Consider the following 14,399-nt stretch of genomic DNA (forward strand, 5'->3'; position numbering starts at 1 on the left):
ATGCCGGCGGCGAGGTCAGATGAACAGCGTGGTGCCGCTCTCGTTGGCCTCTCCGAGGAAGGTCGCGACGCCGGCGAGCTCGACCCCGTCGAGCAGGTCGGACTGCGACATGCCCAGCAGATCCATGGTCATGGTGCAGCCGAGCAGGCGGGCGCCGCCTTCCTGCGCCGACCGGATCAGCTCGGGCAGGCTCTGCACGTCGTTCTTCTTCATGACGTTCTTGATCATCGCCGTACCCGCGCCGGCCATGTGCATCTGCGACAGCGTCAGCTTCTCCGCGCCACGCGGCATCATCGCGCCGAACATCTTGTCCATCATCTTCTTCTCGCGCTTGGGCGGGTCCGTCCTGCGCAGCGCGTTGAGACCCCAGAAGGTGAAGAACATGGAGACCTCGTCGCCCATGGCGACGGCGCCGTTCGCGATGATGAACGCCGCGAGCACCTTGTCGAGGTCCCCGCTGAAGACCACCATCGACGTCTTGTTCTTGCCGGAGGACGATGCGCCGGTCGCCACCGGCGTCACGCCCCCCTTGCGGAACGTGCCGACGAAGCCGGGCCCCTTCGGGTCGAGGCTCACCAGGGTGTGGCCGTTCTTGGCGGCCCACGCGGGCCCGTCGAGCGCGAAGCCCGGGTCGGAGACGGTGACGCGCAGCTCGTCGCCGGCGTTCGCCTTCCTCATGGCGTCCGCGAGCCGCATGATCGGGCCGGGGCAGGCGAGCCCGGTGCAGTCCAGCTCGGTGACCTGGCCGGTCGCGGCGGCCACAGCCGAGGCGACCGACACCTTCTCCGCGTAGTTCTCCATCGGGGGCTGCGCGACGTACTGGTCGGCCGGGTTGTCGTGCACGTGGCCGTAGGTGGTCGAGCCGCCGGACAGGGTGGCGACGTCGGTGAAGCCGTTCTGGACCAGGATCCGGTGCGCGAGATACGAGCGGAAGCCCACTGCGCAGTAGAGGCGGATCGGCTGGTCCTTGTCGCTCCAGCCCTTGATGGCCTCGCGGAATGTGGCGAGCGGCACCGACTCGGCGCCGGGCAGGTGGTGGATGCCGTACTCCTCGGGGGTGCGGACGTCCACGAGACGTGCGCCGGCGGGCAGCGGCCACTCCTCCGCGTACCAGAGGGTGAAGTCGCCGCGGATGGTGTTGGCGGCGACGAACCCGGCCATGTTGACGGGGTCCTTCGCGGAGCCGAACGGCGGCGCGTACGCGAGCTCCTGCTCCTCGAGGTCGAACACGGTGAGGCCGGCACGGACCGCCATGGCGAAGACGTCGAGGCGCTTGTCGACGCCGTCGAAGCCGCAGGCCTGCGCGCCCAGCACGCGGCCGTCGGACGGGGAGAACAGCAGTTTGATGTGCATCATCGCGGTGCCGGGGTAGTAGCCGGCGTGGCCCGACGGGTGGACGTGCGCCACCCGGTACTCGACCCCCGCTGCGTCGAGCTGGCGCGACGTCGCGCCGGTGCCGCCGGCGACCATGTCGAACACCTTCACGATCGACGTGCCCTGCGTGCTCTTGTACTCGGTGGTGCGGCCGCACATGTTCTCGGCAGCGACGCGCGCCTGCCGGTTCGCGGGGCCGGCGAGCGGCGCGAGGTACTGGCCGGGCAGCACGGGGTGCGCGGTCTCGACGGCGTCGCCTGCGGCGTAGATGTCCGGATCCGAGGTGCGCATGTGGGTGTCGACCCTGATGCCGCCGCGCTCGCCCAGCTCGATCCCGGCCTCCTTCACCAGCTCGACCGCGGGCCTCACGCCCGCGGCGAGGATCACCAGGTCCGCCTTGAGGACCGTGCCCGAGTTGAGCTCGACGCTCACGCGTCCGTCGCCGTCCTTGTCCGCGAGCGGCTGGAACGCCGCGGCGGCGGTGGACAGGTGCAGACCGATGCCGCGCATGCGCAGGTGCTGCTCGACGGGGGTGGCGATCTCGTGGTCGACGGGGGGCAGGATCTGGTCGGAGAGCTCGACCACGTCGACACGCACGCCCCGGTGATGGAGGTTCTCCGCCATCTCGAGGCCGATGTAACCGGCGCCCACCACCACGGCGGTGACGGTGCCGCGGCGGCCGGCCTTCTGCGCGGCGATCGCCGCGTCCAGGCGCGCCTTGATGCGGTCCATGTCGCCGATCCGGCGCAGCACCTCCACGGCGGGGTGGTCGATGCCGGGCAGCGGCGGGCGGACCGCCTCGGCGCCCATGCACAGCGCGAGCTTGTCGTAGGACTCGGTGTACTCGCGGCCGGTGTCCACCTCGCGCGCGGTGATGGTCTTGGCGTCGCGGTCGATCGCGACCACCTCGGTCGCGATGCGCACGTCGATGTCGAGCGACTCGCGCAGGCTCTCGGGCGTCTGCAGCAGCAGCCGGGAGCGCTCGGAGATCACCTCGCCCACGTGGTACGGCAGCCCGCAGTTCGCGAACGAGACGTGGTGCCCGCGCTCGAACACCACGATCTCCGCGGACTCGTCGAGGCGCCGCGCCCTCGCGGCGGTGGATGCTCCGGCGGCGACCCCGCCGATGACGACCAGCTTCATGAGATGCCTCCTGGGGTATCTGGCTTCTGACATCGAAGATATCCCCCGGGGTATCCACACCTGGGGGTATCTGGTCCCGGTTGGGTGGCTCCCGGCGCCCGGGAGCGGGACGATGCGCGGGCTCGTTGGACAGGTGGCGCCGCCTTGGCGCGGCGGTGAGCACCGCATCGTCCCCCGCCGTTCATTTGAAAGAATCAAAAGAAGGACGTACGCTGGCCCTCATGAGATCGATCGACGCGCCCGCCATGCTGCGCGAGGCGGGCCTGCGTGTCACCGAGCCGCGACGCGCGGTGCTCGAGGCGCTCGAGGGCCTGCCGCATGCCTCGGCCGACGCGGTGCACGCGCGCGTCTCGCGCCGCCTCCCCGACGTGTCCCTCCAGACCGTCTACAACGTCCTCCACGACCTCACCGGTCGCGGCATCGCGCGTTCGATCGAGCCCGGCGACCACCCCGCCCGCTACGAGCTGCGGGTGGGCGACAACCACCACCACCTGGTCTGCACGCGCTGCGGCGTGATCGCAGACGTCGACTGCGTCGTGGGTCAGGCCCCGTGCCTCACCCCCGACGACGACCACGGTTTCGCCGTCGCCGAGGCGGAGGTCACCTTCTGGGGCCTCTGCGGCGCCTGCCAGTCCGTGGAATCCCTGCCGTCCCCTGCCCACGCACGTCTCTGAACGTCCCAACCCCACAGAGGAGCGCTCCCATGTCGGAGAAGTTCACCACCACCAACGCCGGCGCCCCCGTCGCCTCGGACCAGCACTCGCTGACCGTCGGCAACAACGGCGTCACCGCCCTCACCGACCACTACCTGGTCGAGAAGCTCGCGCAGTTCAACCGGGAGCGCGTGCCCGAGCGCGTGGTGCACGCCAAGGGCGGCGGCGCGTTCGGCACGTTCACCACCACCAACCCGGACATCGCGAAGTACACGCGCGCCGCGCTGTTCCAGGACGGCGTGCAGACCGAGATGCTCGCGCGCTTCTCCTCGGTGGCCGGCGAGCACGGCTCGCCCGACACCTGGCGCGACCCGCGCGGCTTCGCGCTGAAGTTCTACACGACCGAGGGCAACTACGACCTCGTGGGCAACAACACGCCCGTGTTCTTCATCCGTGACGGCATCAAGTTCCCCGACTTCATCCGCTCGCAGAAGCGCCTGCCGGGTTCGCACCTGCGCGACAACGACATGCAGTGGGACTTCTGGACCCTCCAGCCGGAGTCGGCGCACCAGGTCACCTGGCTCATGGGTGAGCGCGGCCTGCCCCGCTCGTGGCGCGAGATGCAGGGCTACGGCTCGCACACCTACCAGTGGATCAACGCCGAGGGCGAGCGCTTCTGGGTGAAGTACCACTTCAAGTCCCAGCAGGGCGTGCACGGCCTCAGCATCGAGGAGGCGGGTCAGCTCGCGGGCTCGGACGGCGACCACCACATCCGCGACCTCTACGAGCACATCGAGGCCGGCGACTTCCCGCGCTGGGACCTCCACGTGCAGGTCATGCCGTACGAGGATGCCAAGACGTACCGCTTCAACCCGTTCGACCTCACCAAGGTGTGGCCGCACGGCGACTACCCGCTGATCCCGGTGGGCGTGATGGAGCTCAACAAGAACCCCGAGAACTACTTCGCGCAGATCGAGCAGGCGACCTTCGCCCCCTCGAACTTCGTGCCCGGTATCGGCGCCTCGCCGGACAAGATGCTGATGGCGCGCATCTTCTCCTACGCGGACGCGCACCGCTACCGCGTGGGCACCAACCACGCCGACCTCCCCGTCAACTCCCCGCACGCCGCGGACGCCAACGGCCACTCGTACGCGAAGGACGGCGCGATGCGCTACTCCTTCTCCTCGCCCTCGACGCCTGTCTACGCGCCCAACTCGCTGGGCGGCGCGCACGCCGACGCCGAGCGTGCCGGTGACGCGGGCAACTGGGAGTCCGACGGCGAGCTGGTCCGTGCGGCCGCGACCCTCCACGCCGAGGACGACGACTTCGGCCAGGCCGGCACCATGTACCGCGAGGTCTTCGACGACGCGGGCAAGGCCCACATCCTCGAGCAGATCACCGGCCACGTCGGCGCGGTGCAGTCGGACGAGATCCGCGAGCGTGCGATCCAGTACTGGACCAACGTCGACGCGGGCCTCGGCGCGAAGCTGCGCGCCAACCTCGCAGGCGAGACGCCGGTCGAGGCCGGCGAGCCCGGCACCGGAGTGGAGCCCGTCACCGTCTGATCGATCGCGTCAACTGAATCCGAGGGCCCGGTCCCGCTCGATGAGCGGGTTCGGGCCCTCGGCGCGTCCGCGGCTACCATGGCCGCGCCCCCACCTGCCCCGGACGGAGACCCTCCATGCCCACCGACGCCCGCACCGCGACCGGAGTGCCCGAGGCGACCACCGCATCGTCCTGGCGCGCGGCGCTGAAGCCGCGCACGCTACGCGTGGAACTGGTCTCCGGCCTCATGGTCGCGCTCGCGCTCATCCCCGAGGCGATCAGCTTCTCGATCATCGCGGGCGTGGACCCGCGGGTGGGTCTGTTCGCGTCCTTCACCATGGCCGTGTCGATCGCTTTCCTGGGCGGGCGTCCCGCGATGATCTCGGCCGCGACGGCCGCGGTCGCGCTCGTGGTCGCACCCCTCGCCAAGGAGCACGGCCTCGACTACCTGGTGGTCGCGGTGGTCCTCGGCGGGCTCATCCAGGTCGCGCTGGGACTGCTGGGCGTCGCGAAGCTCATGCGCTTCATCCCGCGCTCCGTCATGGTCGGGTTCGTCAACTCGCTCGCGATCCTCATCGCGATGGCGCAGCTGCCGCACCTCACCGGCAAGCCCTGGGTCGTGTACGTCCTGGTCGCCGCCGGGCTCGGAGTGATCGCGCTGTGGCCGCGGCTGACCAAGGCGGTGCCGGCGCCGCTCGTCGCGATCGTGCTGCTCACGGTGGTGACGGTCGCGGCGGGCATCGCGGTCCCGACCGTGGGCGACGAGGGCGCGCTGCCCGAGGGACTCCCCGGGCTGTTCCTTCCCGACGTGCCGCTCACCCTCGAGACCCTGCGGATCGTCGCGCCGTACGCGCTCGGCCTCGCGCTCGTGGGTCTGCTCGAGTCGCTCATGACCGCGAAGCTGGTCGACGACATCACCGACACCCACTCCGACAAGACCCGCGAGGCCTGGGGACAGGGCGCCGCCAACGTGATCACCGGCCTGTTCGGCGGCATGGGCGGCTGCGCGATGATCGGCCAGACCATGATCAACGTGAAGGCCGGCGGCGCGCGAACCCGACTGTCGACGTTGAGCGCGGGCGTGTTCCTGCTGATCCTCATCCTGCTGCTGGGCGACGTGGTCGCGATCATCCCGATGGCGGCGCTCGTGGCGGTCATGCTGTTCGTCGCGTGGGCGACCTTCGACTGGCATTCGATCCGCCCGTCGACGCTGCGCCGCATGCCGCGTTCGGAGACGTCGGTGATGCTGCTCACCGTCGCCGTCGTGGTCGCGACGCACAACCTCGCGTACGGCGTGGTCGCGGGCGTGCTGCTCGCGAGCGTGCTCTTCGCGCGTCGGGTCGCGCACCTCGCGCAGGTCACCGCCACGCCCGCGGAGGACGGTGTGCGCCGCTACACCGTCACCGGGGAGCTGTTCTTCGCCAGCTCGAACGACCTCTACAGCCAGTTCGACTACGCGGGCGACCCCGCGAAGGTCGTGATCGACATGAGCGCGTCGCACGTGTGGGACGCCTCGACCGTCGCGGCGCTCGACGCCGTCGAGCACAAGTACGCCGCGCATGGGATCGAGGTCGAGATCGTGGGTCTCAACGAGGCCTCGCGCGCGCTCCACGGCCGCATGACCGGGCACCTCGGGGCCGGCCACTAGGGACGATGCGCGGGCCGGCGGCGCGGGCGGGTTCGCCGGCGCCGGTCAGTCGGGTCGCGTCACCGCGGCCTTGACCAGGTCCGTCGCCGTCGCGTCGGGCAGGTAGGCCCGCAGGATCGCGAGGGCGATGGCGGGCAGCTGCGCCTCGTCGGGGTACATGAGGAACAGCGGGTGGTGCTCCGGCTTGAACTTGGCCTTGTACCGCTCGAGGCTCGCGAACCCGTAGTAGGGCTCCATCTTGTCCGCGAGGATGTCGAGGAGCCGCTCGACCGTGCCCTCGACCTCGCCGGAGTAGCTCAGGGGTGCCGCCGAGAGCGAGATGAACTCGTAGCCGGCCTCCTTGTACGCGACCGCGGACTCGGCGATGAGGAACTCCATCACGCCGTTCATCACCCCGTCGTCCAGGCGGCGCTTCATGATGTCGATGGTCCAGCCGACCACGTCGCCGTCGCGGTAGACCGGCATCCAGCTGGTCATGCCGTGGACGGTGCCGTCCTCGTCGACGGCGACGTGCATCTCGACGTTCGGGTCGTCGGCCTCGGGCAGGTCGCCCAGGGTGAAGCCCATCTCGGGCAGCGACTTGTCCCCCGCCCACTGAGCGGAGATGGCCTCGAGCTGATCCTTCATGCCGCGGGGCGCGTCGGCGAACCGCACCGAGCGCATGGTCACGCCCTCGCGCTTCGCCCGGTTGATGGCGGAGCGCACGTCCTGCCAGGCCTTGCCGGTGAACGCCAGCTCGGGCAGGCGGACCACCGTGTCCTCGGCGACCTGGATGGCTCGCCACCCGAGGTCCTCGAGCGTGGCCTTCGCGTCGACGCTCATCCCGAAGTAGGCGACCCGCCACCCGCGCGAGCGGCAGAAGTCCGCGAACTCGACGTAGGCGGCGGGCAGGTCCGCGGCGCGCCCCACGGGATCGGACAGGACCACGACGGTGCTGCCGACCTGCTTGAAGCCCAGGCCGACCGTCCCCTCCTCGGAGATCCAGTGGTCGATCCCGTCCCAACGTGTCATGTAGCCGATGCTGGTCATCGAGTCCGTGCCGTGCTGGAGGGCGAGGAAGCGGTCGCGGACCGATTCGTCGGTGCGGTGCTGGCGCGAGACCAGCAGCAGGCTGATGAGGAAGATCGCGAACGCGGTGAACCAGATGACGCCGATGCTGTTGAGCAGCCCGCGCGCGAGCGGCGTGGTGCCCTCGACGCCGGTGGTGCCGCCGAAGATGCGGACGATCGCCTCGCCGATGGCGGTTCCCAGCGTCGGCTCGGGGTCGAACTGGCTCTGGAGCGCCATGATCGAGACGACGGTGAAGAGCATGAGGCCCGCGATCGTCAGGAGGCCCCGCCGCCACACCCGACCTCGGCTCGACCTGTCGCCCTTGACGCCGAAGTGCCTGCGCCATCCGAAGATCAGCGTGAGCAGCGCGAGGTCGAGGACCAGGTCGAGCGTGCCCGAGGCGGTGAGCCCGCCCACGATCCCGTCGGCGACGACGCCGATCACCGTTCCGGTGGTGACGATCGCGACGTACCACCACGCGCCGCGTCGCCCGCGGTGCAGGGCGTACGCGAACGCGAGCGACACGACCGCCCCGCCGACGAGCGCGAGCGTGGTGACGCCTGCCTGATCGGCGTTCTCGCCGTAACTGAGGATCCCGCCCGATCCCGGCCAGATCCGCGTGAGCAGCTGGTGCAGGCTGCCGAACGCGAGCAGCACCGCGGCGGTGTCGCGCACCTCCTGGGGGCCGAACCTCCAGTCGAAGGGTTCGCGCGCACGGCCGACGATCCAGGGCCCGATGAAGATGCCCGCCAGGAAGGCCATCCCGTGCGTGAAGTCCCAGATCTCGGCGGCGTAGAGGATCATCGCGGAGCAGTAGAGGAGCCCGACCAGACGGACGCGTCGCCGCCAGAGCAGCGGCATGCCGGCCGTCGCCGCTCCCACCGCGCCGAAGCCCGCGTTGCTCAGGCCCACGTCGGGCACGTGGGCGAGGGCCTCCGCCCATCCGACGCCCGCCGCGCCGAGGCCGAGCAGCAGCACGGCGGTGCCGAGAACCGCGATCACGTGGGTGCCGATCACGGCGATGAGCATGCGCAGCGTCCCATAGCGCAGCTCGAGGAACCCGCCGCCGAGGCAGAACGTCGCGAGGATCAGCGCGTACATCCACGGCTCCGGCGCGATCGCCGCGCCGGCGAGGATGTTGATCCAGTGGCCGTCGGCGAACTCGTCGACACCCCAGCCCCAGCGGTCCACCAGGCCCGACTCCTCGGCCGTGCTCCACAGCGCGCCGGTGAGCGCACCCACGACCAGGACCACGACGGTGATGACGATGGTGCCCGGCACGCGGCCTGCGAACTCGAGCGCGCGGGCGAGGGACGATGCGGAGGTCGAAGCGGGGGACTCGGTCGCCATAGGCCCACGCTAGCCATGCGGGCGGCGCGTGTCCCGGGATTCCGCGCCGCGGGACCAGGAAGAATGACCTTCCGAGCCGCCTCGGTTACCCTTGGGAGATGCCCGCGCAGCCATGCGTGGACCACAGGACCGCCTCGCGCGCGTCTGACGACAGGGAGCATTGATGAACGCGGACGACCGCACCACCACGTCGACCCGCGGCCTCTACGCGCCGCGCGGTGCCGAGCCGACCACCGGTCAGGTCCCCGCGCGCCGGGCGTTCATGCCCGTCGACAACGCGACCACCGCATCGTCCCCCTCGACCGGCTCCATCCCGCAGCGCACCGCGCTGCGGCCGCAGAGCGAGCCCGAGGGCATCCCGACCACGCAGCAGCCGCAGGCGTTCTCGCCCACCGGCGCCCCCGCCCCCACGGCCCCCACCGCGCCGGCGCCCGCCTCGGACGAGCCGTCGCGCCTCGAGGGTGCCGTCGGCGCAGGCACCGCGGCGATCGGCGCGGGTGCCGCCAAGGTCAAGGGCTTCGCGGGCCGTGCCGCCGAGAGCTTCAAGGCGGGCGACGACCTGGGCACCCCCACCGCGAAGGGCGGCCCGCGCAAGGCCCGCGTGCTGCTGTCGCGGATCGACCCGTGGTCGGCGCTCAAGCTCGGCTTCCTGCTGTCGATCGCGCTCGGCATCATGTTCGTGGTCGCGGTGTTCGTGGTGTGGAACGTCGCCAACGGCATGGGCACGTTCGCCCTCATCAACGAGTGGGTCGTGAAGCTGTTCGCGCAGGACTCCGAGGTCGACATCATGCAGTTCTTCGACCGCAACCGGGTCATGAGCGCGGCGATCCTCATCTCGGTGGTCAACGTGGTGCTGTTGACGGCGCTCGCGACCATCGGCGCGTTCCTCTACAACGTGGTCTCCTCGGTGGTCGGCGGTGTCTACGTCACCCTCACCGACGACTGAACGGCCTGCTAGACGGACCCCGCCGCCGCGATTTTGTCCCACGGCGGCGGTTTGGTATCGTTTAACGCCGCGGCGCTGACGCCGCGGAAGGGGCCCATAGCTCAGGCGGTTAGAGCGCTTCGCTGATAACGAAGAGGTCGGAGGTTCAAGTCCTCCTGGGCCCACCGAGGTGAACATGAAGAATGTGCTGTTCCTCGCAGCCGCCGTCGTGGCAGGCGCGATCGCTTACGTCCTCATCACCGAGAACTCCAACCGCGACGTGTGGGACGATGTCCACTACCCGGTTCGGTGACCACCCGGTCTGCTGACCACGGGGCCTTGGCGCAATTGGTAGCGCACCTGCTTTGCAAGCAGGGGGTTAGGGGTTCGAGTCCCCTAGGCTCCACTCTCGAGAAGACCCTCGCCGGTTGCGGCGGGGGTCTTTCTGCTTTTCGAGGGGCTGCTTCCCGGTGGCACCCTGGTGTCCGCACAGCGGCTGTGCGAACGTCAATGTGACGGTGGAGCGCATCTGGAGCGCACCTGGCGGGCGGTCATCTCCCCATTGATCCGATCGAGCAGAATTCCGCGGACTTTTCTGCGCTCGCCTATCACCGCGACCTGACCGACACCGCGAGCGCTCCGCGGGAGGGACGATGCCCCGGCCGGCAGGGCGTCGCGGTCCCGTTCGCGCGCGGTTACCATCGACCCATGGGTGATTTCCAACGTTGTAACGACCCCGAGACGGCCGCGGACCGCGACCCCGCTCCCCGCAGCTTCCCCCGTGGCACGATCACGCTGACCGGCGGACCGCTCCAGGCCGCGCTCGACCGCTCCGTCGCCACGGTCCTCGCCCACGACCCCGATCGCCTCCTCGCCCCGTACCGCCGCGAGGCCGGCCTCCCCGCGGTCGCGGAGGCCTACGGCGACTGGGAGTCGCGCGGCCTCGACGGGCACATCGGCGGCCACTACCTCTCCGCGCTCGCCCACCTGTACGCGGCGACCGGCCGCGAGGACATCCGCGCGCGCCTGCGCCGCATGCTCGACGGCTTCCAGGAATGCCAGGACGCGGTCGGCACCGGCTACCTCGGCGGCACCCCGCGCGGCGTCGCGCTCGGCGAGGAGCTCCGCGCCGGCACCATCGAGGCCGAGCCCTTCGCGCTCAACGGCCGCTGGGTCCCCATGTACAACCTCCACAAGGTGCTCAACGGCCTGATCGACGCCTACGAGGTCGCGGTTCAACCCGACGCGCTCGCCATGGCGGAACGCTGGGCCGCGTGGTGGCTCGACATCTCCGGCCACCTCACCGACGCCCGGCTCGAGACCATCCTCATCGCCGAGTTCGGTGGCATGAACGATGCCTTCTTCCGCCTCGCCGCCCTCACGGCAGACCCCGATCTGGCCGCGCGCCTCCACGCCGAGGGCCGCCGCTGGTCCCACCGCCTGCTGCTGGATCCGCTCCTCCACCACGAGGACCGGCTCGACGGACTGCACGCCAACACCCAGGTGCCCAAGGTGGTCGGTTACGCGCGCTCCGGCGACGAGGACCTGGTCGACGCCGCGCGCTCCTTCTGGGACCACGTGGTCCACGAGCGCACCGTCTCGATCGGCGGCCACGGGGTCCGCGAGCACTTCCACCCCAAGGACGACTTCCGGGCGATAGTCCTCGACCCGCTCGGCCCCGAGTCCTGCAACACCTTCAACATGCTCGCCATCACGGACCTGTTCCGTGCGACCAGCCCCGACCTCGAGCTGGTCGAGTTCGCCGAGCGCGCGATCTACAACCACGCCCTGACCGTCCAGCACCCCGGGCACGGCGGGTTCGTCTACTTCTCGCCGCTGCGCCCCGCGCACTACCGCGTCTACTCGAGCCACGGCGAGTCCATGTGGTGCTGCGTGGGCTCCGGCCTCGAGGGCCACGGCCGCTACGACCGGTTCCTCTTCTCCCGCGACGGCGACAGCCCCCGCGTCGAGATCTACGAGCCCGCCACTCTCGACTGGGACGGCATCCGGCTCGACGTCCGCGCGGACCTCACCGCGTCCTGGCGCGTCGAGATCGACGTGACGGCCGGGGAGAGCCACCGGCGCATCGTCCGCCTGCGCATCCCGGAATGGTCGGACGGGGCGACCGTGACCGTCGCCGGCCTCGCCATCGAGGCGGGCCCCGGCGAGCATGCTCTGGACCGGGAGTGGGAGGGGACCACGCGCATCGTCCTCGACCTGCGCCCGCGCCTCGCGCTCGAGGGCCTGCCCGACGGGTCGCCGTGGGCGTCGCTCCGCTACGGGCCGTTCGTGCTCGCGCACCGCGACGGCGCCGAGGCGCTCGAGGGCGCGATCGCGACGGGCGAGGGTGCGCCGCACATCGCCCTGGGCCCCAAGCGCCGCATGATCGAGACGCCCGCACTGGTGGGCGACGAGCTGGACATCGAGGTGCGGGGCACCACCGCGACCCTCGCCGCGTGGCGTCTCGACGGCGACGCCCCCGCCCGGGTCTCGCTCGCGCTCGAGCCCTACCGGGGCATCCATGACGAGCGTTGCACCGTCTACTTCCCCGTGGGCGCGGACGCCGCCGCGGTGCGCGCGATGCTCGCCGACCTCGACGAGGCCGAGCTCGAGGACGCCTCCGTGGTCGACGTGGTCGCACCCGGCGAGCAGCAGTCCGAGATGGACCACGGCTACGCGTCGCACGCCTCGCGGATCGCGTGGATCAACGCGCGCAGCTGGCGCATGGCGGAGGACTGGTTCTCGTACGTGCTCAAGCCCAGGGTCGCCGGGCCGCACCTCCTCCGGGTGCGCACACTCGCGGGCCTGCCGGCGGGAGGGGACGATGCCGTGGTCCGGATCGCGGGCGCCGTCGCCTCTCCCGTGCGCACCGAGGAGCGCGACCTCCCCCTCTATGGCGACGTCCTCGAGTCCGTCTACGAGGTCGACGCCCCGCTGGACGGGCTCGAGGTGCGCTTCGAGGCAGGCCCCGGGGGCGCCACCGCCGGGGTGGTCGCGGTGGCGCTCATGACCAGGGAGTGAGGGCGAGCCTCACCGCGACACGGCCTCCGCGTCCTTCGCGGTGAGGCGCTGCGCGATCGCGAGCGGCACCACGGACAGCACCGCGAGGATCACGGCGATCACCGCGACCACCGGCGCCTGGTTGGGGCGGAACATGTTCTGCAGGATCCACAGCGGCAGCGTGGTGACGCCGGGGCCGGCGGTGAACGTGGTGACGATGATCTCGTCGAAGCTCAGCGCGAACGCGAGCAGGCCGCCGGCCAGCAGCGCGGACTTGAGGTGCGGGAACGTCACCAGGCGGAACGTGGTGAACAGCCCGGCGCCCAGGTCCTGCGACGCCTCCTCGAGCCGCGTGCCCGACGCGTTGAGCCGCGCGAACGCGTTGTTGTAGACGGTCACGATGCAGAACGTGGCGTGCGCGACGATCAACGTCCACACGCCCAGCTGCACGCCCATGAGCGTGCGGAACGCGTTGTTGAGCGCGATGCCGGTGACGATTCCGGGCAGCGCGATGGGCAGCACGATCAGCAGGTTGACGGACTCCTTGCCGAAGAACCGGTAGCGCGACAGCGCCATCGCCGCGAGGGTGCCGAGCACCAGTGCGATGGTCGACGCCGCTACCGCGACCATGACCGACATGCCGAGGGCCTCGAACGCGCCCTCGGAATGCAGCGCCTTGCCCCACCACTCGAGCGTGAAGCCCGGCGGCGGCCAGGACAGCGTCTCGGAGGTGCTGATCGAGTTGAGGAACACCACGCCCAGCGGCAGGTAGATGAGCCCGAGCACCACCAGCGTGATGGTGCCGAGGACGTAGCGGGCGACGCGGCCGATCTGCATCAGAGGCTCCTGAGGGCGCCGGTCCGGCGGACCGCGGCGAGGTAGAGAAGGATGATCCCGATCGGGATGAGGGAGATCGCGGCGGCGAGCGGCAGGTTGTTCGCCGCGCCCACGTTCGCGTAGACCAGGTTGCCCAGCATCTGGGTGGTGCCGCCCACGATCCCGGTGGTGATGTAGTCGCCGAGGCTGAGCGAGAACGCGAAGATCGACCCGGCGATGATCGCGGGCCGGATCATCGGCATGACCACCGCGATCAGGGTGGTCCATCCCTTCGCTCCCAGGTCGGCGGAGGCCTCGAGCAGGCGGTCGGGGACGCGGTCGAACCCGGCGTAGATGGGCATGATCACGTACGGCAGCCACAGGTAGGACAGCGTGAGCACCACGCCCACGATCCCGTAGCCGGGGGTGTCGAGGCCGAAAGGCGACACCGCCCACTCGATCAGGCCCTCGGAGGACAGCAGCGCGCGCCACGCGTAGACCTTGACCAGGTACGAGGCCCACAGCGGCGCCAGCACGGCGATGACCAGGAGGTGGCGCATCCGCGGGCGGGCGATCTTGGCCATGAAGAACGCGACCGGCACGGCCACGATGATGTCGAGGACGGTGACCAGCACCGCGATGCCCAGCGTGCGCAGCGTGACGGTCCGGTACAGCGCCTCCGTGAGGACCTCGACCACGTTGTCCGTGGTCCACTCGATCTGCACCTGCCCGGTGAGCTCGTCGACGGTCCAGAACGCCGTGACCAGCAGCGCCGCGAGCGCGACCACGTAGACCAGGCCGAGCCAGAGGACGGGCGGGGTGAGGAGGCCGGCGAGCTGCAGGCGGCGGCGGGGTGCCAGGAAGGCGGAGACGCTGCGTGTGGTCATGATTCCTT

General features: G+C 70.6%; 9 protein-coding genes and 2 tRNA genes. 7 read left to right on the forward strand and 4 right to left on the reverse strand.

Annotation, left to right across the window (positions count from 1 at the left end; all coding sequences use genetic code 11):
- Positions 1-15: 15 nt before the first annotated feature.
- Positions 16-2,517, reverse strand: coding sequence for an FAD-dependent oxidoreductase (locus AOM01_RS05890; RefSeq protein ID WP_062290405.1), 2,502 nt, complete (start codon positions 2,515-2,517; stop codon positions 16-18).
- Between the two features lie 221 nt (positions 2,518-2,738).
- On the opposite strand from AOM01_RS05890, the gene AOM01_RS05895 reads away from it, so the two are divergent.
- The 3 genes from AOM01_RS05895 (at position 2,739) to AOM01_RS05905 (ending at position 6,363) form a co-directional block, all read left to right on the forward strand.
- On the forward strand, positions 2,739-3,191 hold the full coding sequence (locus AOM01_RS05895) for a Fur family transcriptional regulator (RefSeq protein ID WP_062290407.1): 453 nt from the start codon (positions 2,739-2,741) through the stop codon (positions 3,189-3,191).
- Positions 3,192-3,220: 29 nt separating this feature from the next.
- Complete coding sequence (locus AOM01_RS05900; RefSeq protein ID WP_062290410.1) at positions 3,221-4,735, forward strand: catalase; 1,515 nt, start codon at positions 3,221-3,223, stop codon at positions 4,733-4,735.
- Positions 4,736-4,851: 116 nt separating this feature from the next.
- Positions 4,852-6,363 (forward strand): SulP family inorganic anion transporter, encoded by a 1,512-nt coding sequence (locus AOM01_RS05905; RefSeq protein WP_062290413.1) that lies wholly within the window; start codon positions 4,852-4,854, stop codon positions 6,361-6,363.
- A gap of 45 nt (positions 6,364-6,408) precedes the next feature.
- Here the strand turns inward: AOM01_RS05905 and AOM01_RS05910 are convergent, their stop codons facing one another.
- A complete protein-coding gene (locus AOM01_RS05910; RefSeq protein WP_062290415.1) occupies positions 6,409-8,763 on the reverse strand; it encodes a bifunctional lysylphosphatidylglycerol flippase/synthetase MprF in 2,355 nt (784 codons plus the stop codon).
- A 163-nt stretch (positions 8,764-8,926) separates the two neighbouring features.
- Here AOM01_RS05910 and AOM01_RS14685 point away from each other — a divergent pair, with 163 nt between their 5' ends.
- The 4 genes from AOM01_RS14685 to AOM01_RS05930 all read left to right on the forward strand — a co-directional run bounded on the left by AOM01_RS14685 (position 8,927) and on the right by AOM01_RS05930 (position 12,709).
- Entirely contained in the window at positions 8,927-9,709 is a 783-nt protein-coding gene (locus AOM01_RS14685) for a DUF3566 domain-containing protein (RefSeq protein ID WP_228374228.1), read from the forward strand.
- A gap of 90 nt (positions 9,710-9,799) precedes the next feature.
- Positions 9,800-9,873: transfer RNA gene (locus tag AOM01_RS05920), tRNA-Ile, on the forward strand.
- 148 nt (positions 9,874-10,021) lie between these two features.
- Positions 10,022-10,094: transfer RNA gene (locus tag AOM01_RS05925), tRNA-Ala, on the forward strand.
- Positions 10,095-10,396: 302 nt separating this feature from the next.
- Positions 10,397-12,709, forward strand: coding sequence for a beta-L-arabinofuranosidase domain-containing protein (locus tag AOM01_RS05930; protein WP_062290418.1), 2,313 nt, complete (start codon positions 10,397-10,399; stop codon positions 12,707-12,709).
- A gap of 9 nt (positions 12,710-12,718) precedes the next feature.
- Here the strand turns inward: AOM01_RS05930 and AOM01_RS05935 are convergent, their stop codons facing one another.
- Both AOM01_RS05935 and AOM01_RS05940 read right to left on the reverse strand, forming a co-directional pair.
- Entirely contained in the window at positions 12,719-13,525 is an 807-nt protein-coding gene (locus tag AOM01_RS05935; RefSeq protein ID WP_062290421.1) for an ABC transporter permease, read from the reverse strand.
- Positions 13,525-14,391: an ABC transporter permease gene (locus AOM01_RS05940; RefSeq protein WP_062290423.1), complete on the reverse strand. Its 867-nt coding sequence runs from the start codon at positions 14,389-14,391 to the stop codon at positions 13,525-13,527. The genes AOM01_RS05935 and AOM01_RS05940 overlap by 1 nt, the downstream gene beginning before the upstream one ends.
- Positions 14,392-14,399 lie beyond the last annotated feature (8 nt).

The organism is Demequina phytophila, from assembly GCF_000971135.1.
Taxonomy (GTDB): Bacteria; Actinomycetota; Actinomycetes; order Actinomycetales; family Demequinaceae; genus Demequina; species Demequina phytophila.